The sequence below is a fragment of the Algoriphagus resistens genome, from assembly GCF_001442615.1.
Taxonomy (GTDB): domain Bacteria; phylum Bacteroidota; class Bacteroidia; order Cytophagales; family Cyclobacteriaceae; genus Algoriphagus; species Algoriphagus resistens.
Genome location: NZ_LMXN01000002.1, coordinates 571,369 through 595,130, shown reverse-complemented (window position 1 = coordinate 595,130; position 23,762 = coordinate 571,369). Strand labels below are relative to the sequence as shown.

15 protein-coding genes are annotated in these 23,762 nt (G+C 42.6%); 12 read left to right on the top strand and 3 right to left on the bottom strand.

Annotated elements, in window-relative coordinates; all coding sequences use genetic code 11:
• The first annotated feature begins 467 nt into the window (after positions 1–467).
• From AS141_RS05755 to AS141_RS05745, 3 genes are all read left to right on the top strand, one after another.
• Positions 468–5,783, top strand: coding sequence for a hypothetical protein (locus tag AS141_RS05755; protein WP_057936663.1), 5,316 nt, complete (start codon positions 468–470; stop codon positions 5,781–5,783).
• A gap of 23 nt (positions 5,784–5,806) precedes the next feature.
• Positions 5,807–9,931, top strand: a complete 4,125-nt coding sequence (locus tag AS141_RS05750) for a hypothetical protein (RefSeq protein WP_157243396.1) — start codon at positions 5,807–5,809, stop codon at positions 9,929–9,931.
• A 215-nt stretch (positions 9,932–10,146) separates the two neighbouring features.
• The gene (locus AS141_RS05745) at positions 10,147–10,803 is read left to right on the top strand and encodes a Crp/Fnr family transcriptional regulator (RefSeq protein WP_057936661.1); all 657 of its coding nucleotides are present in this window, start codon (positions 10,147–10,149) and stop codon (positions 10,801–10,803) included.
• On the opposite strand, the gene AS141_RS05740 is transcribed toward AS141_RS05745, so the two are convergent.
• A complete protein-coding gene (locus AS141_RS05740) occupies positions 10,804–11,607 on the bottom strand; it encodes a universal stress protein (RefSeq protein WP_057936660.1) in 804 nt (267 codons plus the stop codon).
• A 214-nt stretch (positions 11,608–11,821) separates the two neighbouring features.
• On the opposite strand from AS141_RS05740, the gene AS141_RS05735 reads away from it, so the two are divergent.
• The 4 genes from AS141_RS05735 to AS141_RS05720 all read left to right on the top strand — a co-directional run bounded on the left by AS141_RS05735 (position 11,822) and on the right by AS141_RS05720 (position 16,300).
• Positions 11,822–12,628: a sulfite exporter TauE/SafE family protein gene (locus tag AS141_RS05735; protein WP_057936659.1), complete on the top strand. Its 807-nt coding sequence runs from the start codon at positions 11,822–11,824 to the stop codon at positions 12,626–12,628.
• A 157-nt stretch (positions 12,629–12,785) separates the two neighbouring features.
• The gene (locus tag AS141_RS05730) at positions 12,786–14,309 is read left to right on the top strand and encodes a DUF4394 domain-containing protein (protein ID WP_057936658.1); all 1,524 of its coding nucleotides are present in this window, start codon (positions 12,786–12,788) and stop codon (positions 14,307–14,309) included.
• 271 nt (positions 14,310–14,580) lie between these two features.
• The gene (locus AS141_RS05725; protein WP_232424827.1) at positions 14,581–15,282 is read left to right on the top strand and encodes a potassium channel family protein; all 702 of its coding nucleotides are present in this window, start codon (positions 14,581–14,583) and stop codon (positions 15,280–15,282) included.
• 4 nt (positions 15,283–15,286) lie between these two features.
• Complete coding sequence (locus AS141_RS05720; RefSeq protein WP_057936657.1) at positions 15,287–16,300, top strand: bestrophin family protein; 1,014 nt, start codon at positions 15,287–15,289, stop codon at positions 16,298–16,300.
• Between the two features lie 274 nt (positions 16,301–16,574).
• Here the strand turns inward: AS141_RS05720 and AS141_RS05715 are convergent, their stop codons facing one another.
• On the bottom strand, positions 16,575–17,225 hold the full coding sequence (locus tag AS141_RS05715; RefSeq protein WP_057936656.1) for a hypothetical protein: 651 nt from the start codon (positions 17,223–17,225) through the stop codon (positions 16,575–16,577).
• Positions 17,226–17,304: 79 nt separating this feature from the next.
• On the opposite strand from AS141_RS05715, the gene AS141_RS05710 reads away from it, so the two are divergent.
• From AS141_RS05710 to AS141_RS05690, 5 genes are all read left to right on the top strand, one after another.
• Positions 17,305–18,498: a hypothetical protein gene (locus AS141_RS05710; protein ID WP_057936655.1), complete on the top strand. Its 1,194-nt coding sequence runs from the start codon at positions 17,305–17,307 to the stop codon at positions 18,496–18,498.
• Between the two features lie 209 nt (positions 18,499–18,707).
• The gene (locus AS141_RS05705) at positions 18,708–19,190 is read left to right on the top strand and encodes an Lrp/AsnC family transcriptional regulator (protein ID WP_057936775.1); all 483 of its coding nucleotides are present in this window, start codon (positions 18,708–18,710) and stop codon (positions 19,188–19,190) included.
• Between the two features lie 54 nt (positions 19,191–19,244).
• Positions 19,245–19,787 carry an NUDIX domain-containing protein gene (locus AS141_RS05700; protein WP_057936654.1) on the top strand — a complete coding sequence of 181 codons (543 nt, stop codon included), beginning with the start codon at positions 19,245–19,247 and terminating at the stop codon, positions 19,785–19,787.
• 1 nt (position 19,788) lies between these two features.
• Positions 19,789–21,144 carry an MATE family efflux transporter gene (locus AS141_RS05695; protein ID WP_057936653.1) on the top strand — a complete coding sequence of 452 codons (1,356 nt, stop codon included), beginning with the start codon at positions 19,789–19,791 and terminating at the stop codon, positions 21,142–21,144.
• A 70-nt stretch (positions 21,145–21,214) separates the two neighbouring features.
• The gene (locus AS141_RS05690) at positions 21,215–22,570 is read left to right on the top strand and encodes a M24 family metallopeptidase (protein ID WP_082632190.1); all 1,356 of its coding nucleotides are present in this window, start codon (positions 21,215–21,217) and stop codon (positions 22,568–22,570) included.
• Here AS141_RS05690 and AS141_RS05685 read toward each other — a convergent pair.
• Entirely contained in the window at positions 22,567–23,745 is a 1,179-nt protein-coding gene (locus AS141_RS05685; protein ID WP_057936652.1) for an MFS transporter, read from the bottom strand. The two genes, AS141_RS05690 and AS141_RS05685, sit on opposite strands and share 4 nt — an antisense overlap.
• Between the last annotated feature and the right edge of the window lie 17 nt (positions 23,746–23,762).

The window sequence follows — 23,762 nt, the reverse complement described above, 5'->3', positions numbered from 1 at the left end:
GATTTAGACTGAATTCTTTCCTGTCTTCCACGAAAATGCGAATGCTAATCTCGCACGATGAATAATCATCCCTATGTGTGTCGTTTTCGAAATGTTCGATTTTATCCGTTTATAATTGTTTTTCAGAGGTCATTTAGAATCCAGCACGAAGGGTAATCTTTCCTCAGTTAACTAATGGCTAGCCTAAGCCTAAGGTGATGATTGGAAGCAGCACTGCCGCAGAAATCATTGTAAACTGTATTATATCGGAAAGGCAGAATAGTTTAGTAGTCCATAATTCTTAAATTATACTAAAATTAATTGTGTAATTATTGGATTTTCAGTGATTTACATTGGTGTTTGAAAGAATATTTTTCTAGCTTGACAGTGCTTTTTTTATCAAGGATTGTTTTTGAGTTTATTTTTATTTGAAACCGAGTTTTACAGTTTTTGAGTGAAAAAGCTCCCCATTCTAAACACTTTTTACCATGGAAAAAGATCAACTAGAATCCTTATTGGCAGATATCTTCGGCCATCTAAATGCAGACAAAGCAATTGATAAGAAACAATGGGAGGAGGGAGTCCCTCTGTTGGCAAAATCGCTGTTGATTCAGGATAGTTCTGAAATTAAAGCTGAATCATTCAGTTTTGAGCGTTCGGAGCTTTTTTTTCAGGACAGAATTCCAAAGAAAAAAATTGAGCTGATACGGAAAGAGGCCGGGAAAGCCACTAAAGAAAAGGCAACAACAGAAAAAGGGCCAGAATTAAAAGCATTTGTCCGGGAGGTTCCTGTCCGGAGCACACAGATAAAGGGCAGTGTTCCCGCATGGGCTGCTGGTGCCAAAGTGGAAAAGACAATTGGCCCGTTAACAAAGACTGACGGTAGAGTTATCGCAATTGATTTTTATAAGATCATCAAGTTGGTTGCCATATATCAGCAAAACAGCAATCTTCCTGTGCTGTTATTCAAAGCATCCTTTCAAGAGCTTGTTAGTAAGCCGGTCAATTCTCCAAAGATTGGTGTGTCCAAAAACTATGATGTCACAGCAGGTAGTTTTTATATACGGGCCGACATGCTTGCTTCAACTGCTCCTAACACTCGATATGCGGCACTGAAAGTCAAAGACGGTAAAATCCAGTTGAGTGCCAATCCGGTACTGCAGGGAGAGAAACTTGTGTTGGGGGCTAACACTACTGTCCAGGTTCAACTGGATGTGGATCAGACTCCTGATGCGACAGATTCTAAAAAGAAACACGGCAAAGATGCTTTTGAGGCAAAAGTCCAGAATCCAGAAAGTTTGAGTTTTTCATTCTCAGGAGCTTCAAAGGCCCAAATTGCCGCAAGTGGTCCAGCGCAATGGTCTGTATATGGGCAAACGGCATCTTTTAGTCGCCTTAATAAAGTGCCTGCTTACAGCACCCAGTTATCCCGATTACTGATTCCTTATAGCTGTTCTGTAGCTGAATTTGCTCCCAAAATGCAAAAGAGCCCGATGGTTGAAATTCAGGAGTCTGCTTCTGTCAGCAATTCCTGGTGGGCAATCCCGGCAGCGGAATTGGATGTCTCAGCACCTTTGGAAGTAGCAGGTTCGGGAGGGATACTGCAAGAATTGAAGACGGGGTTGAAGTTCAGCTGGAAAGGCCTTCAGGGTAAAAACCTAAAACTGTTGAAACCACAGATTCTTGTTGAAAATGGAAGAATAGGAATCACTGATCTGATAGCTGATGGGGAGGGTGGTTTTCAGGAATTGGATCATTGGAAAGATGATTTTAATCCCTACGGCACGGCTGTTTTTTTAGCACTTAATAAGTCGGCCATGTTTATGTACAACGCGCTTGCGGAAGGTACCGAGATGTTGGTTGCTTTGGCAAATGCCCAGATCAAAGTGGATAGGCCTTTACAGGTGAATGGTCTTCCTGTGGCAGTCAAAACCAAAAACTCGGCCTTGGTTTTGGCAGGATCCGATGTTAAGAAATTAATTTATATACTGGACGATAATATTTTGTGGGACAATAAATTACCTTTTGATAAAGTCCCTGATTTTAAACCCATTGCAGTAGCGTTGGAAAACGCACTTTTTACACTTTCTCCGGTTAATGGTGCTTTGGTTTTTGGTGAGTGCGCAGAGGATTGGAGCAGGATTGTTAAAAGCCAGACATTCTTGGTTTTCGGAATGCTGAGTTACATGCCAACTTTACCGGATCCTTATGTCGCTAATTTGGGCATCCTCAGCCGGCAGTTTGGTAAAAGAGGTAGAGGTATCGATAGCATCCAAAGCTGGCTGATTTGTCAGATTTCCCAGGAGCCAATAGATGAAAAAGAAGATAAAGTCCAGGTGAGTTTTCATTTTGGAGCAGCGAATAATACCACTGCTGCCGCTGGTGCCTCATCTGCTGTGGAGTCTCCAAGCCTTTTGGCTGTGAATCAGCTGAAATCCTCAGCTATCCGCCATGAAACGCTAAAGGCTACATCAGCAGCAATCGCTAGGGACAATTCAATGCCTCCATATGAAGACCAGCTTCAGCCATTTACCAGGCCTTTTGAAACGGATTTTTTTGCATTGCTTGACGTAAGTTCCAATGCCAATCAATTAGGTGTCAGTTTAGGGTTCTCCAGAGGCCAGCGCGTGACTACCGGTGTCGCCAGCTCGGTGGGCGAGTCTGAGGCCACTATTTCGCAGACAGGAAATCAGCTGATTTCTGTTGAAGGGATGGAAGTTATCGCACAGGGAGCGATGACCCGCTTATTCATGCTGCCGCAGGTAGCGTGGGAACCAATATTTAATTTGACACCACCAGGCCAAAATAAACCAGGGGATCCACCGGTTTTATTTAACTATTATCCTAACGATGGAGGGCCTACAAGATTGGTTAACAACCATCAGGAACGGATCGCAATTTCACCTAAACCTCTTGTTGAATATATACTGGAGAAATACCAGAAGAAACAAACACCGGTTGCGGCCTTGTTTACTCTTCCCTTTGGACTTAGGGCGATGGCCGAATTATCCCATACTAACTCAAAAGAGACCGTAAAGCCACAGCTTGATCAAGTAAGCCCTAATTTTCCGAATGAGCTGAGGGGAGGAATTCAGATTAGGGCTACGGCCGGAAATTATGGGAAGAAATTTCCTGGGGAACCAAAGAAAAATGACCTGCCGATGTTTGCTGGTTTTACCGTTCAGCTGGCAAATGTCCTGGGAATGAATGGAAGTGCCACAGGTGCAAGTACGCTTGGAGACAGTGTTACAAGAATTTTCAATGGGGAGTTTTTTGTTGATCAGGCCAATCCTTCCCAAATCCATGAGAGAGGAGTACCGGTGAGTAAGATTGACTTTACAGGTTATGGCGCGAGCACATTCAGTAATTGGCTGAGCCCTTCTGCAGCAATCGCGCAGACGAGTCAGGCCCGGTTTGATATTATGCTGGGAAGGACAGCGCATGAGGTGATTCAGGTGAAAAGCTTAATATATCCCTGGGGAATCCGTGTGGTTCGGACAATTACCATTTTTAGGACAAGTTCTGGATTTATCTATAGGACCGATAGTGGCTGGCAGCCGGAATCTGATGGGATTTTTGACTTTAGGGCAAAATTCATAGATGAAAGTATGCCTGGGAATCTGGTTGAAGACCAGCGCTATGAATTGCATCCGGGTACCTTAAGGGGGTTATTCAACATTAGCAATATCAAAGAGGATGGCACAATAACTGATTTTGTAACAACTAATTCCATACCGACTGGCAAAGCGTATATCAATGAAAGCGGAGATACTATCGTCAATCCTGATCCACCATTTAACCAGGAAGTGAGATGTACGGCAGTATATTTTGATGCTGATATAGCCATTGAGAATCTGGTCCAGGGCCATAAAAACGGAAAAACGCCTGCCAAGAAGATCCTGGGTTATGTCCAATTATCCCCTCCTGGTATCCCGTTGACACCAGCCCAGCTCAAATTATTGCTGGATAGTCAGGGAGGCTTAATGGGAGGCGATATCAATTGTGTGATGGATGTAGGGCAATCCGGACAACAGATGCAGATCAACCGCTTCGATATTTCCCCTTCTGTTAAGCCAGGGAACCCTTCAACTGCACCGATTTTTGTAGCCTCCACCCGGGGGTCAGTTCTTCTGCCAAAAGACGGTAGCTGGAGTATGGTTCAGCACGAAACAGGCTCAGGAGAAATAACTCCACTTCCCCCGCATGTTCCAATCCCATTAATACGGATTGGGAAGTGGGTGAAAGAGACAGTTGTAAACCCGTCTGAAGTGGCTAATAATCTGGTACGATTCGCACATCCAATGGAGATTCTCAGAAATCCTGTCGAATCCACCATCAATTACGGGTTTCTGCAGAGCACTTCCACCCAAAAGGCACTTTTCCTTACTCCGAGTTATAAAAAGGGAATTTCAAAACTCCTGAGTAAAACGCCACCGATATTTTCAGACGCTTACAAACTCATGAACGGAAGCAGCATTTTCCCTAATGTAGGAGATGCCTATTCTAACTTCGGGAAAGCCATTGCGCTGTTAGATGGAGTTGACGGGGAGGGCAATAAAGTAGCTGCCTTTATAGAAAATGCTGCTACTGATGGGGGAAGGAAGGTTTTGGAGTTAATGGAGATCACTGCCAAAGAAGAGGCTGGGAAAATCATAGATAAAGGATTTAAACTGCTTTCAGGCGAAGCCAATGGTGTTTTGAACAAAGCTTTGGCATTTGATATTCCCAATTTTGATCCACTTTATCTGGTCAATATGGATGCTTTGAAAATCTATATTGAATACAAAGCTGAGCAAACGAAAAATGGATCTAAACAGTACGTGGACTCAAAACTCAATTTTGATGTGGATTCATTTGCAACCGACCTGGCAGATACCTGGAAAAGCAAGGTGAATAATGTGGCAATGGTAGTAGATCTGGGCTCTTTTGAGCGATTGATGACTATCAAAGGCAATTTTGATGCAGGAAAGGGGAAAGAGTCTGGATACGCAGGAGATAAAGATAGTCCGGGACCTCTGGACGGAATACCGCTGCCAGAAGTAGAATTTAGTGAAGCATTGGAACCCGTGATTGAATTATTGCAGATGCTTGCGGCCCTGAGTACCGGGGATTATGGGGCTGTGATGAGGAAAGGTCTTCAAATAGCGATGAGTAATGCAGGTGAGATTTGGGAGTATAAGTTTGAAGCCTCCAAAGAAATCCCGCTTATCCGGTTCCCACCGGAAGATTCAGTTTACAACTCCCCACAGTGTCCGCTGAGGTTGGAGGCAGGCCTTGCTTTGGGGGTATATTTCAATGCAGCATTAAAAGTTACTACTGATCCAGCACAACTGTTGCCGACTGCCGGGGGATTTGTACAATTCAACGGAGGCTTGGAAGTCATGTGTGTGACTGTAGGTGCAGCTACTATTTATGCAGTAGGATCTGTAGAAGTCAGGATCGCCTGTGACACCAAGATCGGACCTAGTCTGATGTTGAAATTTGGTTTTGGAGCTACTATCTCTGTTGGACTTCCGGTTGTTGGGAATGTCAGCGTAACCTATATGGTGGGATGCGAAATGTACGCAGACGCCAACACCATTGAGCTCACCGCATTTATGCTTTTCAAAGGGCATGCCAACCTTTTGGGGGGAATAGTAAGTATAACGATTTATATCGAAGCAAGTGGTACGGTGAAGCGAATCTCCAGTCCTGAAAGAACCGATTGCACCGCTTCAGTGACCTTCGGCTTAGATATCAGTATCTGCTTTATTATTAATATCAGCTTTGAAGAGACCTGGCAAGAAAGCCGTCAGATAGCTTAATTTTTTACCTCAATAACTAAATTATGGAACCTAGAAGATTAATTTCCTTAATGACTTTTCCTCAACGATTTGATGGAAATATATTGACTGTTAACATTGTGGTTGTTCCAAGAAATGCAAATCCGTTCTCGGATTGGTCAACAGGTTTGGCTAATCCGGCCAATGTCCCTGGATTTGCAAATCTGCAACCTGAATTTAGCTTTTCGATTGTCAGGGGCACGGATGATTTTCCTTTGAGCAATGCAACTGCACCGGGGAGAATCCCGATTCAAAGATCGGTCAATGTAATCCCGGCAACGGAAAAGGCAGGGATAATCCAAAAAGTGGCTGACGCTATGCCTCTGCCGATAACCGACAATAGCGACAAGCTGCCGGATCCTGTCCCAGTGGAGAAAAGTATCAAGAAATACCTGCCTAAATCATACCGAGAGCGGTTTAATTTCACGCAACCCAGACATCCCAACGCCCTCACTGATGATGGGTATCATTGTGCTGTGCGGGATAAAATCCCAACAGTCAATTACCAGCCGAAGACCAACTTAAGCTGGGGCAAAGTATTTGCGAATATCCTACGGCAGCCTCTTCTAGCAAAAGCTTGCGGGATGATCTATGAAGTTCAGTTGGAAGTTGAGGCCGGCTGGTTTGAAGAGGGAGGCTATCTATATGCGGATATCACCAATGATCCCTATTCAGGGGCACAAGCCGCTCTTTTGGAGGAAACCGACGGCCCATTGATAAAAAGATATGCCGCCAAGATTCCTACATTGTCCATCGGGACTGCAAGACCTGTCTTTGCGCCAGTACTATTTCCGGTTCTTTATCAGAAGGTTTCTGATCCAAGCGAACCGGTACCATTAGGACCATGGGATGAACTGTTTATGGAAGCGCAAACCTACAATGATGGATTTGCTAAAATAGTACATGCAAATCAGCCGGTAAGCGGGAACTTGTTAGAGGAAAGCCAGGACGAGCTTCCTCCTCAATCGGATTCAGGAATTAGATTAGGATGGGATGATGAGCAGATTCTTGTTTGGTACTTACGGCAAATGATTGAGAATCCGGCTGATCCCGGATCTATGAGCAGAATTGATGCTCCATTGGGGGTAATGGGTTATCATATTGATGTCAGACAGAAAGCTGAAGGAAATCAGTGGGAAAGTCTAAACAGCATTGAGATCAATGAGGCCGAAAATATGTTTTCCGGGCAATTGGACTCCGGCTCCACTGAGCTTCCATATCAGGTTTATCCCAATAAAATCAGCGGGCCTAACAGTGACCATTTTTGGTTACCAATGTATTATGCCCATTGGATAGGTAAAAGCCTGGTGACTGAGGACCAAGATGCACTGGAGATCTATAGAAATAATGAGGACAATGGTAAACAGCTGAATGAATTTCAGGATAAAAAAGTAAAGCAAAATCAGGCATTGATACCAACACCGCTTGATACTCAGCTTAGGTATGGGAATTCTTACGAGTTTAGAATCCGTATGACTGATATTTCCGGTGGGGGACCCAATCTGACAGATTCCCCGCTTAATGCAGCGCCAAGCCCTGAAACCAGTGTTTCTTTTAAGAGATATGTAAACCCGGGTATGCTCAGAATCGAGAAGCCGATTGAAATTAAAAATAATCTGCGTACCTATTTCAATGCTACTGATGATGGGGAAACACAGTTTGATGCGAATCCTACTTTTACTATCCAAAGACCTTTATTGGAATATCCTGCTGTTGTTTTCACAAATAAATACCAAAACATAGGGCAGGACCCTATCGGCTTATTGAAGGGATTGGCATTCCAGGAGAATATGCTAAAACCTGCTTTGTCGGATCCGGATGTGCAGCAGGTTAAAATACGGGTTGAGGTGAAGTCGCTCCGTATGGATACACAATTGAGTCAAAATGGTAGGGATAGTTATATCACGCTTTATGAAACGACCAGGGCATTTCCTTCTGACTTTGACGGGATTTTAACTGTACCAATAGAATTTATTGATGTTCCTGTTTTGAATCTTGGCGAACCTGCCAATCCATTCCTGGATGATGAATTACTCCTTGATGACATCAATGGGATGGAACAATTGATTGTACCTACCGGAAGGCATATTCGTGTATCACTCCGTGCAGAAGCCAGCTCAGAAGGCGCACCTGAAAGTTATTTTGGTTTTATTGATGAGGATGAAGACAAGGATAGCAGGTTTGGGAAAGTTCAACAATTCATGTTGTATAAAGAACCTGCTGCCGAACTGGATTTGCTGCAGCCCTTTGAGACAGTTCAGCCGGTTCAGGCATTATTTTTAAAACCTGATAGCGTTCCTACAATTAAGAAGAACATCTTTTCATCTTTATTGAGGAGGGATTCTGAAGAGCAACAGTCAGGCGTTGTAGAGCGGCTTGCCAACGCGCTTGGGCTGGAAGCAAAGGGCCTTACCCTGGTAGCGCCGAAAGGGGAACGAATTGCTATCGGATGTAATTCCAGAATACGGCATACACTGGCACCTGATGGTAGTTCCATTACGTTTGCCACCAAAGCAGATCTCTATAATCAGTGGATTGCTACACTGAGCTACAAAATCAACAGAGATTGGGCATGGGACAGCCTGGAAGATGTAGCATTTGTAATTGAGAGAGAATTTAAGTTCAGGAAGGATAAAAATACTGAAGCGAGAAAAAATACCTATTTAGGTGATATTGAATTAAAGCATACAGTATCCTTTGAAGCACTACAGCCGGATCGATTTGACCGGGTCAATAGAAATTATACCAGGATAGTATACATAGATGCCCTGGATCCAAAAAATGAATTGAAGCAAACTAACGGGGACCTAAGATTTCCGGATGAGCTTTGGGCTGAGTATAAAATTAACCCTAAAACCAAGAACGGCCACCCAAATGCGCAGACAGTAGAGACAGACCGACTTACCTTGCCTACAGTCCTTCCACCTGTTCAGATACCTAAGTTGGTCAGTGTAGGTATTGCTTTTTCTCCTTATGAGAGAACAGAAGATTATAGTTCCTCAGAAGCTAGGCAGCGGTATTTGTGGGTGGAGTTTGACCAGCCAGTTGAGAATCCGGATGATACTTATTTTTGCAGGATGCTTGGCAATGCACCTGACCAGCTGATTGCAAGTAATGAGGGGGAGCAGTTTGTGCCACCTGAGGAGGCTCCAATAAGCCTTGACCCAGAATTTACTAGGCAGATCATCCCAGGTCAAAGCGATGACAAAGCTGGAATCGGAGCAATGCAACTAATGGTTCAGGCTACTGACAGCGATAGGCATTATATGATGCCCATACCTGCTGGTTTGCATGCTGAAAGCGCGGAAATGTTTGGCTTCTTTACGTATGAATTTAGGGTCGGTCATGGTCATTGGCCAGATCGGGAAGATAATCTTTGGTCCACTGCTCAAGGTCGATTTGGGAGACCTTTGAGAGTAACCGGGATTCAACACCCTGCACCGACCTTGCTTTGCTCACTCAATAGAAATGAGAATCATCTTTATGTAAGTGCTCCGTATGCAAAAGCTGTACATAATGGTAAAAATGTGACGGCCAAACCCCCGCGGACCAGCTTGTGGACAATGGTATATGCCCAGGTATTTCAAGCCGATGGAAGAGATCATCGAAATATTTTATTGGGCGAAATAGAAATGAAAATCGGAGTGAGGGTAAATACAGATCCGAAACGTCTGAAGAAGATAAATGAGTTAACCCAGCAGGTATATTTTAAACCTACAATAGGAGAATATACCACAGGAAGTGTAAAGCTAAATCAACCTGCCTTGCAATTGGGGAATCTGTTGGCAAGTATAAAAGATGAACAGCCTGTGGGCACAGCTATAGTGACCTCAGAAGATATCGCGGAAAAATTGAAGTCTTTTGGATTACCGGAAGACAGCCCGCTCAGTGTGTTGGTCGTAGAAGTATTTGGTAATATCACAAATATCCATGATCATCTGTCTGACATTAGAAATGCTGGGGCGAACGCAGTTTCTGGACGCTTTGCTGAAGGATTAAAAGCCAAAAGGCCTGAGATAAATCTTATGTCTGAGATACAGCCTTTAAGCAGAGGGTTAGGTCATTTTAGGATTTTACGTACATCTCCACTGACTAAAGTGCCTTTTGTCTGCTGTCCTACCTGTGTGTAAATGGAAAATTGTGAAACCTTACATGCCTTTCAGAGTTAATGGACGGCATTGCAAACGATTATAATTTGTCTTTATAGCCCATATGGAATCTCATATGCATTATAATCATCCCAGTGTGTGACGTTCTCGTCATGCCCGATTTCATGTATACTTGTGATATAAATCACCTAGGCACAAGCAAATGCTTCGTAGATTTGGCCTCATTTGAAAATAATATGACTACAGACGAACTTCGGAAAGCATTACCAAATTTCACTGATCCAGAGCTATTGGAGCAGATTTTGTCAAAAGGTAAATTAATGGATCTGAAGGCGGGGACAGTAATGATGGAACCGGGGCAGTTTGTCAAGATGGTTCCGATTGTTTTGGATGGATCCATCAAAATATCCCGTATGGATGACGATGGCAGGGAATTGTTTTTATACTTTCTGGATGCCGGAGAGACCTGCGCACTCTCTTTGACCTGTTGTTCGTCTTCGAAACCAAGCGAAATTAAAGCAGTCGTGGAAGAAGATGCGACTATTATCGGAATACCCATCACTGCTATTGATCAGTTTTCTGATAAATTTAAGCAGTGGAAGGACTTTATAGCGAATACATATCAAAGCCGTTTTCAGGAAATGCTGGTGGCCCTGGACGCAGTAGCCTTCAAACGCATGGATGAACGGCTGATGAGGTATATAGTGACTAAAATGAAACAACATAAAACAAATGAGCTCCATACCACCCATCAGGAAATTGCAAACGAGCTGACCACCTCTAGAGAAGTGGTATCCCGTCTTTTGAAACAACTGGAAAAAAAGAAGTGGATAGAACTCGGTAGAAATGTGATCTACATCCGAGATGATTTTGAGGAGCTGATAAACAAATGATTAAGGCATAATCAAGAGAGGGACTTTGGAATGAAAAACCATTTGCATAGTCTGGCTGCGGTTGAGAACCTGATCCCAGAGATTTTTATGTGCATGACACATGACCAGGATTACATTTTCATTTTCTTCCAAAAATTGATCTAGGCCTTCCACAGGGGTTTTAGCATAAAAGGTGTGGATTTTCATTGGCAATCCAGGATGATGGGTAGCAATAAAATCTTCTAACTTTTTGATTCCCGGTTCTTCTTCGAAATCATAAGCTGTCTGCACGTGGATGAATTCCAGCCCACGTTCCCACCTAATACTCATGTCAATGACCCAGTCGATAAACTTTTCTTCATGAGTCGCAAATTCCAGTGCTAAGGCTACTTTAGATATTGCCGAAGCATTTGACTCAGCCGGGACAACTAACACAGGGATGGAAGATTCCCGGATCAGATTAATAGTGGTACTGCCGATAAGCGTGATTTTTATGCCGCTTGCCCCTTGGGTACCCATCACTATTAAAGTAGCATTCACCTCTTTTGCTATTCTCACTATCGAGATAGAGGCGGTGCCTTCTTTGATCAGTGTTGTGAACTTTAGCTTGGAGTCCTGATACTTTTCCAATGTATTTTGCATCATTGTTTCAGCATCCCGGTGCATATGTTCCAGGGTTACAGCAGCCTGCGATGCAAAATCAAAAACAGATTCTATCACATGAACCAGAATGATTTCTCCCTCTCTTTTTCCTGCAAGAGCTATGGCAAAATCCAGGGCATTTATGGAATTATCTGAAAAATCTATAGCTAGGATTATCTTCATCGGGTTGGCTTTATTCACTTTAATTTAGGCAATTGTAAATGAATTAATAAACTATTTCAACCTATAAGGACAGAATAAATCCGGGATTAGGTAGTTTCGGTTTTTTGAAAATAATCCAGAGACTGCCAACCTTAATACAATAAGTGTAACATTTGTCACTTCATTGCCTAGAGATCACAAGTACTTTTGTGAGATCAATTAGTAGAATAGTATTATGGAGTTAATAGAACTTGTAGGGTATGTAGCCGCAGTAGTAATTGGCGTCAGTTTGGGACTTATTGGGGGAGGAGGATCGATTTTGACAGTACCTGTTCTGGTTTACATTTTAGGCATTGACCCAGTTTTAGCTACAGCGTATTCACTTTTTGTGGTAGGAAGCACCTCTCTGGTAGGATCCTTTACCTATATGAGAAAGCAGTTGGTGAATTATAAAACTGCGTTGGTTTTTACTATACCTTCCTTTATTGCCGTCTTCTTAACCAGAAAATTTATCGTCCCGGCCTTGCCTGACCCCTTGGTTGTTATGGGGGATCTGGTAGTTACCAAGAGTATTGGGATAATGGTGTTTTTTGCATTGATCATGCTTGCTGCATCTTATTCTATGATCAAGGGGAATGGGAAGAATAACGTGGAGGAAGTAAGTGAGTTGAAATTCAATATTCCATTAATAGCTGTAGAAGGTATTTTGGTGGGTTTAATTACCGGACTGGTGGGGGCCGGTGGGGGATTTTTGATTATTCCTGCTCTGGTGCTTTTAGCAAAGCTTCCTATGAAAATGGCTGTTGGCACCTCGCTCTTGATAATCGCGGCCAAATCATTGATCGGTTTTTTAGGAGATGTCTCAAATCAGACTATTGATTGGAGTATGTTGTTGGTTTTTACAGGATTATCTATAATTGGTATATTCATAGGAAGCTCCATGTCCAAAAAGATTAATGAAAAAGCACTCAAAATAGGGTTTGGATGGTTTGTGCTGATAATGGGAATCTATATAATAGGCAAAGAGCTATTGTCAATATAAAAATCACATCAATAGAAAATCTCCGGTGTTTTATAAAAATTAAAGTATTTTTTGATTTTTCAGGTGTCCTTTGAATTTTTTGACAGGTTTGAAAATCCAGTTGAATAGTTGAGTTCGTAAATGATACAAATCAACTATTCAACCAAAATCTGAACCAATGAAGCGCACCAAAATTTCCCTAGCCCTCCTTGCCGGTATGGCAATCTCACTGGCTTTTGTTTCCTGTGATGACAAAAATGATGACATGGACCCTATCCTTGACATGCCTGGAACCGCTCCAGAAGTAAGCTTTGCTGCTTTGACTTCTGATAATAAAATTTTAATGTATGATGCTCAAAATTTAGCGTCACCTACCGCATCTACAGCTATAACAGGTTTGACATCAGGTGAAATGATCGTATCGATAGATTACAGGCCTGCAACGGGACAACTCTATGCTTTAAGTTCTGCAAGCCGACTATATCACATCAATGAAAATTCCGGTGCTGCTACAGTTTTGGGGACAGCGCCTTTTTCTCCTGCATATTCAGGTGATAATCCTTCGCTGGATTTTAATCCTACTGTAGATAGGGTAAGGTTGGTGACAGAGTCTGGTCAAAACCTAAGATTACACCCCGAATTAGGTACAGTAGTAGCCACCGATGGGTCGATTAATGGGGGAATGAATCCGCGCATTGGTGCGGTGGCTTATTCCAATAGCTTTTCGGGAACCACAAGTACTACTCTTTTTGATATTGATTTCGAACAGGATAAACTTTACAAACAGGTTCCTCCGAACGATGGTGGTCTTGAAGAAGTAGGAGACTTGGGTGTTGATTTTGATGGAATAGGAGATATGGATATAAATCCTGATAATTCAGTAGCTCTGGCTGTAAATAGAAAAGATGATGAATCTAGATTGTATACCATTAATCTTACTACTGGTGAAGCAATGTGGGTTGGTACTTTTACCGGGCCAGTGGTAAGCATAGCATTTAAAACCAATCCAATCGCTTACGCAACAGATGCAGCCAATAAATTATACAGGTTTGATCCCACTGATCCAAACCCGATCGTCGTGGATATTGTAGGCTTGATGGATGGTGAGATGATTTCTGGGCTTGATTTTCGTCCCGAAAATGGTCAGTTGCTAGCTATTTCCAATATGAGCCAGTTATATAGCGTGAACCCTTCTAGTGGCGCAGTGACCGCTATCGGGATGCCGCTTGATCCTATGGCTAAGGGTGATTTTATAGGATTTGATTTTAACCCTACAGTAGACAGAATACGCCTGATAACAGAACAGGGTCAGAACCTAAGGTTGCATCCTGATTTAGGGACAGTAGTTGCAGTGGATGGGAGCCTTAACCCAGGAAGCCCGATGGCTAGTGGAGCCGCCTATACCCAGAGCTTTGCAGGAACTGCTTCCACTGCCCTTTTCGTAATCGATGCCCAAAAAGACATGGTATATCAAGTGTCTCCTCCAAATGACGGGGTATTGGTTGAGATAGGTTCTCTTGGGATTGATATCACGGATGCTAACGGATTTGATATCGGAGGGACCTCTGATATGGCTTATGGCGTGTTTGCTGTAGGAGGAGCTTCGGGAGTGTATTCAGTAAATCTAATGACAGGAGCAGCAGCCAAGGTGTCGGATCTTGATTTTATGCCTGCTTCTATGGCCTTAGGTCTGGGGTTTTAATTCTGAATACCAGAAAACCAGATGGGGTCAGGCAAAAATTGTCTGACCCCTTTTTCTTTTCGGTCATGTTGGATTAAGGTTCTTCTAAATGCAGGGATTAAAGGGAAACACCAGGACTTCAGTTTCCTTTAGGAAGACAATGCCTTCTGTCCAAGTCTAGCCGGTTTTAAAGCAGGATTAAGGTCCTGTTTAAAGTGAATTTTAATTTTTATAAAAATTCCGGATACAAATTTGACGGATTGAATATAGGGCAGACAAATTATCGATAGATTTGAAAGGGCAAATCCAAAGAAATCAGGGAAGGGAATTGAAAGACTTTATCCAAAAATACAAATACGAGTTACTTCTATTCGCATTACTCCAACATCTGTTTATAGGGATTTTTCTGACTGATTTACCTTTATACACTGGTGTAATATGGCCTGCTAACATGTTTGTTTTAGGTGTTGCCAGCATAGGGGTATATTTGGAAAAAGGAAAATGGAAGAATATACTCCGTAACCTGTTTTTTATAATGGTTTTTGCTTTGCCTTTAGGGCTGACTTTTTTTGGTAATAGTCAAACCTATTACCTGTTTCTGAACATTTCCTATGTTGCCTATTTCATTTTTATATTTTATGAAATCATCCGGTTTTTGGTCAAGCCGAGCTATATCAATCAGGATATAATCCTGGCTTCAGCTTGCGGTTATCTCTTGTTGATCGAAATTTCAACCTTTTTTTTCCAATATTGTCTTACACAAAATCCCGGGAGCTTTAACGGAATAGACACGACCAACAATGCCACTATTTATATGGATTTTGTGTATTTCAGCAGCATTACAATGACTAGTATCGGCTATGGAGATATTTCTCCTGCCAGCTATTTTACCAAGTTAGCGGTAGCTATCATCGGTATCGTAGGTCAATTTTATACGGTCGTTCTAGTAGGTATTTTGATCAGTAAATTCACAGCCCGGCAAAACAAAACGTAATAGTATGAATACAGGCAGTTATTACAAACTCAAACATTTTATCCCTTGGACCCGAAGGAATATTTATCGCTTACTGGTTTTAGCTACTGTCCCAACGGTAGTATTTGCCCTTTTTGGAATTCATTGGATTGCCATTCCCTGGCCTATAATTGCTCTGGTGGGTGTAGGGGCCTCCTTTATTGCAGGATTCAGGAACACACAAACCTATAACCGTCTCTGGGAAGCCAGAAAGATCTGGGGTGCTATCATCAATGACAGCCGTACCTGGGGAATAATGACCAGGGATTTTATCACTGAAAAGCAGGAGGGCAAGGATGGCCCATACCTGGCAGAAATCCATCAAAGAATCATTTACAGGCATTTTGCATGGCTTACGGCCTTGCGCCATCAGTTGCGGAAACCTCAAAGTTGGGAAAACCAGTCAAAACCCTACTTTAAGGAATACTTAACTTATTACAAGGTTCCCGAGTGGGAAATTGATATCCGGGATGATTTAAAACCATTTTTGTCACAGGAAGATCTGGAACATATCCTGGAGAGGAAAAACCGTGCAACGCAGCTTCTTGCTTTACAATCCGAAGATTTAAAACGACTGAAAAAGAAGGGCTTGATAGAGGAGTTTCCCTATGTGAATCTGGGAAATCAATTAAAGGATTTTTATAACCATCAGGGTAGATGTGAGCGGATAAAAAATTTCCCTTACCCCCGTCAGTTTACAAGCATCAGCTTATATTTTATATGGATGCTGGTAATTCTTGTTCCCTTTGGATTGCTGGAGCCATTGAGCAGCCTGGGGGAATATGGTATTTGGCTCACCATTCCTTTCAGTGTAATTATAGGTTGGGTTTTCACTTCATTGGAACAGGTCGGAGAAAGTACCGAAAATCCCTTCGAGGGGGGAGCCAATGATATTCCAATGGCCCAAATAAGCAGGGCCATTGAAATTGATTTAAGGGAAATGCTTGGGGAAACGGAATTGCCGGATCCAATTGTAGCTACCAATGAGATATTGCTGTAGAAACAATAACAATGAATTCATTTACAGGACATCGCCGGTTATAAATCCTAACGAATCATCTGTTGATGTCGCATCTGGTTGTTCAGGGTGGTAAAAAAACAGTTGGGTCAAATACCCATCAGTTACCGGATGCAGTCTGGCTATAGTAATGTCAGGGGTCCGGATTCCCGATTTTTAACTGTAATGTACCTGCCAACTTATAAGGCCCAGGGGTTCTTTAATGGGTTCTATCTCGCTTTAGACTTGTACGGACAACCGATATACCTAGTAGTTATTAGGCTCTGTATACCATTATATACCATGTAAGCCAAATTGCCAGTGGAATGTAGTAGCTTACGAAAACAACAATTGAACATTCTCCAAATGGCCTCCGGCTGATCATGTGGAATCCATAAAGCCACACGATTCCGTAGATGATCTCGAACACATTAACAGTGGCCAACGCGTAATGATACTGTGGGGCTATATTTTCCGTACCTAATAAAGAAAGCATGGAAAGTGCCCTGAATTCATCGATTTCAGTATAGGTCACTCCGGATTGGGGAGAAATATAGACCAAAAGCCGTATCAGCTCCGGGAAAATAAAGACTACCTCAGCAACAAGAGCAAATTGCCACAGTTCTTTATAGGGTACCTTGTAACCCATCAAGAAGGCTCCCAGCCAAAAAAGAAAAGAGATAACGGTGAATTTCCAAAGTAAGGCGAAGGGGGTCCAGAGGTAATTTAAAGCATTGAAAATGTGAAAAATCATGAAATCACCCCGAGCTTCCAAATTGGTGTAATCCGGGATAGCTTCAATGATCAGCGTATTGGTGAGGAATCTGATAAGCAAAAACAGGAAAACTAAAACAAAAAAATAAATCCGTTTGTCGAAATCTATCAGCTCTTTGAGTCGTTGTCCTTCTGTAGTTAAAGTTTTAGCCATTTTTAAGATGAATCTTGCCCAAATCTAAAATTTTGTTTGGGAATACAGCTAATTTTGAAGTCTAAATGGAAAGAAATATATGTTAGCACGAGTTGCTGTAATTTTAAGTATTTGGTTGGCCGGGGCTGGCGTTTCCCAGGCGCAGGTTGCAGAAACTGATTCTATGATCTATTCACCTTCCAGGTATCTGTTGCTTGACAAGAGCCTTCAGTTTAGGATCACTAAGGCGATCAACAGCATGTATAACTTTGATTTTCCCACTGCCGAGCATGACTATGCTGTGCTGGCCCTACAATATCCCGAACATCCTTTACCTGAGTTTCTGGTGGCGCTCGGCTATTGGTGGAGGATAGAAGTGGATGTGACCAATGAAAAGTACGATGCTATTTTTGTTAAGTATTTAGACAGGGCTATCGAAAAAGCTGAAGTGATGTTTGAGGAAGATGAGACCAACAAGGAAGCAGCATTCTTTCTGGCAGCTGGATACGGGTTTCAATCGCGGTTATATTCCGAAAGGAAGAGCTGGACCAAGGCTGCATTTGCAGGAAGAAATGCACTGAAATACATGGATCTGAGCAGGGGAGAGGAGGAATTTAATCCGGAGCTGCTTTTGGGAGATGCCCTTTTTAATTATTTCTCTGAATGGATTCCTGAGAATTACCCTCTCCTAAGACCTGTTATGGCACTTTTCCCAAAAGGGAATAAGGAGCTGGGTCTTCAGCAACTGGAGGAGGTGGCAAATAATGCGTTTTATACTCGTGTAGAAGCACAGTATTTCTTGTTCAGGCTTTACGCATCCGAAGAGAAGGAGCCCTATAAGGCGCTTCAGATTTCAGAGTATTTACATAGTAAATTTCCCAATAATCCCTATTTCCATAGATCCTATGCACGGCATCTCTATGCTGTTGGAAGGTGGCCCGAATCGGTGCAGCAGTCCAAAGAAATATTAGATCGCATTGATTCGGGAATGCCTGGTTATGAATCGAATAGCGGGCGCTATGCAGCATTTTATATAGCACAGTTTAATGAGCGCATGGGGGATAGGACGGAAGCCAAAAAATTTTACCTGAAGACGCTATCCTATGGGGAGGAATCTGAGTCACAGGAAAGCGGGTATTACCTACATTCTTTGCTGCAATTGGGTAAGATAGCAACTGAAGAAAAAAACAAGACGTTAGCTAAAAAGTACTTCAAAGATGTGAAGAAGTACGCCAAACGAAAACACCCCGCTCATCAAGAAGCCCGGGAATTTATCAAAAAGAATAAACTTTAATTTAAAAAGTGACGTTGCATCTTTTGATAACAGGAGATAATTTGAATTTCATCGAGGAGGCAAGGGATTTTGGAAGGATTGTTTGTATAATGGCCTCGAAATATTAAGAAAATTTCGAATTTCCTCTTCAAAATTCTGATGAATGGTTTAAAACAATCATCAATTATATTAACTTTGCACCATATAAAATTTTGTAAATGCAAGAGATCATGGATCATAGCTTAAGAATAAAATTCGATAAAATCGACAGGAAGATTCTGGAAATCCTTCAGGCTAATGCCAAAATAACAAATGCTCAATTGTCAAAAGATATAGGGCTTTCTCCTGCTCCAACGCTGGAGAGAGTGAAGAAATTGGAGCAATCTGGAATCATAAAGAGTTATCATGCAAAGCTTGATCCGGAGAAGATCGGCTTGGGCGTCAGCACCTTTGTTTTGGTAAGCTTAATCGGTCATAACAAAGGAAATATTGATGCATTTATGCGCGAAATCAATATAATTCCTGAAGTGATTGAATGCCATCATATTACAGGGACAGGTGATTTTATCCTGAAAATTATCGCAAAAGATATTACCTCCTATCAGAATTTGATGCTAGAGAAAGTATCTGAAATCAAAGAAGTAGATTCCATGCAATCCATGGTGATTCTTTCTACTTTTAAAGATTCTAAAGTAATGCCAATCCCGGCTTAATAAGCTTTAATTAGTATAACAGGGTGGCGAAAGTCACCCTTTTTTTTTGAGGAAATGGAAAAAAATCCCTGGACTACCAAACGAATTAATCCGGTTTATGAAAATCCCTGGATTAAAGTTGAGCATCATGATATTATAAATCCGGCGGGCAACCCAGGAGTGTATGGCAAAGTGCACTTTAAGAATAGGGCGATGGGTATAATCCCCATCGACCAGGATGGCAATACCTGGCTTATCGGGCAGTTTCGCTATACTGTAGACGAGTATGCATGGGAGATCCCCATGGGTGGGGGACCGTTGGACGAAGATAAACTGGATAGCGCAAAGCGTGAGCTGAAGGAAGAAACCGGATTGAGTGCTGGGAAGTGGACAGAAATTATGAAAATCCACACCTCAAATTCAGTGACTGACGAAGTGGGATATGTGTACCTGGCCGAAGACCTTACACAGGGGGCAACTGAATTTGAGGAAACTGAAGTATTGAAAATAATGAAATTGCCATTCACCAGAGTCCTGGAAATGGTCCTGGATGGAGAAATCACTGACGGAATCAGTATTGCGGGAATTCTTAAAGCTGCAAGGATTTTAAACTTATAGTATGACGATCAAAGATCATTTTAAAATAACCTTCAATCTGGCTTTTCCTGTAGTGTTAAGCCAGTTAGGGCAAGTATTGGTTGGCGTAGCGGATAGCATGATGGTTGGCCGCCTGGGAGCAGTGCCCTTAGCTGCTGCGTCTTTGGGAAACAGCATATTTTTCGTGATACTGATGTTTGGTATGGGGATTTCCATGGGAATCACCCCATTGGTGTCTGTGGCAGAAGGCAAAGGCAAATTCAAAAGGATTGGCCATCTTTTTCAGCATGGTTTGTGGATCAATATTGCTACAGCAGTACTGTTGACTGTGGTGATAGTAGGTCTGTCCCAAGGGTTACATTTCCTCAATCAGCCAGAGGAGGTAGTAGAGCTTACCATTCCCTACCTTTTTATTATCACTTCTTCTCTTTTGCCCTTTATGATTTTCCAGTCTTTTAAGCAACTCGCTGAAGGGATTTCGCAAACCAAACAGGCAATGTACGTCACCATTATCTGCAACCTGGTCAACGTATTTCTCAACTGGGTACTGATCTATGGAAATCTGGGTGTCCCGGCAATGGGCCTGAACGGCGCAGGATTGGCTACCTTGGTTTCACGGGTAATGATGCCTGTCATGATGGGGCTTTACGTGATGAGATCTGCCAGATACCGGGTCTTTGACCTGAAATTGGGGATAGGTAAACTGAGGTTTTTATTGTTGAACAGGATATTAAAAATAGGTGTGCCAACCGGCTTTCAATACATTTTTGAAGTAAGTGCTTTCAGTGCTGCCGCAATAATGATGGGTTGGATAGGGGTAAATGCCCTTGCCGCACATCAGATTGCAATCAACCTGGCCTCAGTTAGCTATATGATGGTTTCGGGCCTAAGTACAGCTGGGATGATTCGGGTTAGTAACCAAATCGGCAGAGGTAATTTCAAAGCGATGCGTGAAGCAGGAATGGTGGTGTTTGGAATGACACTGATCTTTATGTCCATTACAGGTTTGATATTTATAGTGTTGAGATCCTATTTACCGACACTTTATATAGATAATGGGGAAGTTGTGGCATTGTCCGCTACTTTGCTGATTATTGCAGGGATGTTTCAGTTATCGGATGGCATTCAGGTTGCTGGGCTGGGTGTGCTCAGAGGGCTGGAAGATGTGAGGTTTCCTACTCTGATCACGCTGGTAGCTTATTGGGTAATTGGACTTCCCCTTGGGTACTTTCTTGCTTTTCAGTTGGATATGGCTGAAAAGGGGATATGGTATGGTTTGCTGATAGGCTTAAGTATAACTGCTGTGGTATTGTTTTATAGATTTCACAAGCTCAGTAACAGGATGATTGTTGCCGATAAACCAGCTGTCAGTATATAGGCGGCGGCAATCCTGATGCAACTTCCTTTTTCTGCTTTTTGTTTTATATTCTGAATTAATCTCTTCTGATATGTTTAAAAAACTACAGTTCACATGCTGCTGTATAATTCTAATTTCAAAGCTGGGATTTGGACAACAGATGGCTGTTTTGACCCAGCGGCAGCAGGCGGAAGTAATCGATAGCTGGCTTGACTATCGAATACAGAACCTGCTTCCGGATTTAATGACTGAGTCGGGGATTGATATGTGGGTGGTGATTTCAAGAGAATATAATGAGGATCCTGTGATACGGACTATGCTGCCGGCTACCTGGATGGCAGCCAGGAGAAGGACGATCCTGGTGATGTATCAGCCTGCTCCAAATGCACCTGTGGAAACCTATGCTATTGCGAGGTATGACGTGGGTAGGTCATTCATAAGATATTGGAATCCAATAAATAAACCTGATCAATGGGAAGCGTTAATGGAACTTATCTCAGCCAAAAATCCAAAGAAAATAGGACTCAATTACGCCAAAGACTACGGGCATGCAGATGGCTTGACTGCAAATGAGCATAAGATTTTCCTGGAATATTTACCGCGGGATCTTCACTCCAATGTCGTTTCAGCTCAGACCCTTGCCGTTCGCTGGCTGGAAACTAGAACAGCGCCTGAACTGGCCACCTACAGGCATATCCAGGAAATCGCGCATTCCATTATTTCGGAAGGTCTTTCAGAGGCGGTGATTACACCCGGAGTGACTACTACCGATGATGTGGTCTGGTGGTATAGGGAGAAAATAAAAGAATTGAAATTAGATACTTGGTTTCACCCTTCTGTGGATATTCAGCGGGCCGATCCTATAAATACTAGGCAAAATAGAAACTTTGCTTCCAACCCACCTGATTCGGTGATTATGCCTGGGGATTTGCTTCATGTGGATTTTGGCATCACCTATTTGAGACTGAATACCGATACTCAAGAGATGGCTTACGTCCTCAAACCAGGTGAAACTGAAGTTCCTGCATATTTAAGGGAAGCATTTAAGCAAGGAAATAGAGTTCAGGATATTCTGACTTCCAATTTCGTGGCTGGCAAGACAGGGAATGAGATTCTTCGGGAATCCCGCAAAATGCTGGACGCTGAAGAAATCCAAGGAAGTATCTATACCCACCCACTTGGTTTCTATGGGCATTCAGCCGGCCCTACGATAGGGATGTGGGATAATCAGGAAGATACTCCGGGGGCCGGGGACTTCCCCCTTCATGCAAATACAGGTTACGCCATTGAATTAAATGCTGTAGTATTTGTACCAGAGTGGAATAAGGATGTGCGAATTATGCTGGAAGAGGGGGCTTTATTTGACGGAGAAAGAGTTACCTATTTCAATGGTAGACAAAAGGAGATTTTTCCGATTCCCCGCCTCAATAATTACCTGAAATATTAAACCTGGGCAGGAATCTGTCTATCCTTTTTCATAAAAATAAGAAAAAGAAAAGCCAGTCCTGCAATACTTGCACTGGTAAGAAATACCAACCTGAAGTTTTCCGGATTATTTGCAAAAAGAAATCCTGAGACAAGCGCACCTATGCCTATACCCGCTTCCAGTGCAATATACATGGTTGCTAAAGCACGTCCTCTGAACTGATCCAGGGAAAGGTCTACCACCCAGGCAGCTGTAGTAGGACTATACATTCCGACTGCGCAGCCAAACAGTATACCAGATCCCAATAAAGCAGACTTAGTTTCTGAAAAGGCAATTAAAGCCATGGCAAAGACTAGGGTAGCACTGGCAGTCCGCATTACCGGAATCCTTCCGTATCGATCAGAAGTTTTTCCGGCCAAAAGCCTGATTCCTAATGAGGAAAGTGTAAACACCCCAAAGAATAGTCCTTTATTCCTAATGCCCAGATAAGTGGAGAAATCAGGGATTATGGTAAGCACAACGCCAAATGAAAAGCAACATAGAAAAAGAACTCCCGAAGGTATAAGCACTCTTTTTTCTATTATTTCATCCTTTTTGAGGCGAAGCATTTTCCAGGAAATCTGTTCTTTAGTAGGTAAAGTCTCTTTTAACTTTAACAGTATTAGAATTGAAAATATAGCTGTAAAAGCGGATACGTAAAATACTGTTTCTATTGAAAATAATGTTGCCAGCCATCCACCGATAGCTGGACCGGCTGCCATTCCCATAGAGCCAAACAGCGAAAATAGGCCCATGGCCTCCCCACGCCTTTGATAGGGAATACTATCGGCGACATAGGCCGAAGCGCCGGTGGGAGTAAAGCCAGTCGAGAATCCATGTGCGAACCGTAGAAACAAAAATCCCCCTACGAAACTGAGGAGGGGATAAAGCATTCCGGCGACAAAGCAAACGCTCGCACCGATTATCATCACCGGAATTCTCCCGATTGTATCAGCCAATTTTCCACTAAATGGTCTTGAAAATCCTGCTGAAAGGGTAAATAGGGCTATAATAAATCCTTTGTAATCCTCCCCGCCCAACGATGTCAGGTAGGCTGGCAGCTCAGGTATAATCATGTTGAAAGAAGAGAAAAACAAAAAGGAGCTCAAACAAAGCAGGCTGAAATCTACAGTGAAAAATGGAGTGCTTTTCTTCATAAAAATCTGTAATGGAA

Coding starts and splice junctions, on each gene's coding strand:
- AS141_RS05755 (WP_057936663.1), top strand. CDS start 468: ATGGAAAAAGATCAACTAGAATCCTTATTGGCAGATATCTTCGGCCAT.
- AS141_RS05750 (WP_157243396.1), top strand. CDS start 5,807: ATGGAACCTAGAAGATTAATTTCCTTAATGACTTTTCCTCAACGATTT.
- AS141_RS05745 (WP_057936661.1), top strand. CDS start 10,147: ATGACTACAGACGAACTTCGGAAAGCATTACCAAATTTCACTGATCCA.
- AS141_RS05740 (WP_057936660.1), bottom strand. CDS start 11,607: ATGAAGATAATCCTAGCTATAGATTTTTCAGATAATTCCATAAATGCC.
- AS141_RS05735 (WP_057936659.1), top strand. CDS start 11,822: ATGGAGTTAATAGAACTTGTAGGGTATGTAGCCGCAGTAGTAATTGGC.
- AS141_RS05730 (WP_057936658.1), top strand. CDS start 12,786: ATGAAGCGCACCAAAATTTCCCTAGCCCTCCTTGCCGGTATGGCAATC.
- AS141_RS05720 (WP_057936657.1), top strand. CDS start 15,287: ATGAATACAGGCAGTTATTACAAACTCAAACATTTTATCCCTTGGACC.
- AS141_RS05715 (WP_057936656.1), bottom strand. CDS start 17,225: ATGGCTAAAACTTTAACTACAGAAGGACAACGACTCAAAGAGCTGATA.
- AS141_RS05710 (WP_057936655.1), top strand. CDS start 17,305: ATGTTAGCACGAGTTGCTGTAATTTTAAGTATTTGGTTGGCCGGGGCT.
- AS141_RS05705 (WP_057936775.1), top strand. CDS start 18,708: ATGGATCATAGCTTAAGAATAAAATTCGATAAAATCGACAGGAAGATT.
- AS141_RS05700 (WP_057936654.1), top strand. CDS start 19,245: ATGGAAAAAAATCCCTGGACTACCAAACGAATTAATCCGGTTTATGAA.
- AS141_RS05695 (WP_057936653.1), top strand. CDS start 19,789: ATGACGATCAAAGATCATTTTAAAATAACCTTCAATCTGGCTTTTCCT.
- AS141_RS05690 (WP_082632190.1), top strand. CDS start 21,215: ATGTTTAAAAAACTACAGTTCACATGCTGCTGTATAATTCTAATTTCA.
- AS141_RS05685 (WP_057936652.1), bottom strand. CDS start 23,745: ATGAAGAAAAGCACTCCATTTTTCACTGTAGATTTCAGCCTGCTTTGT.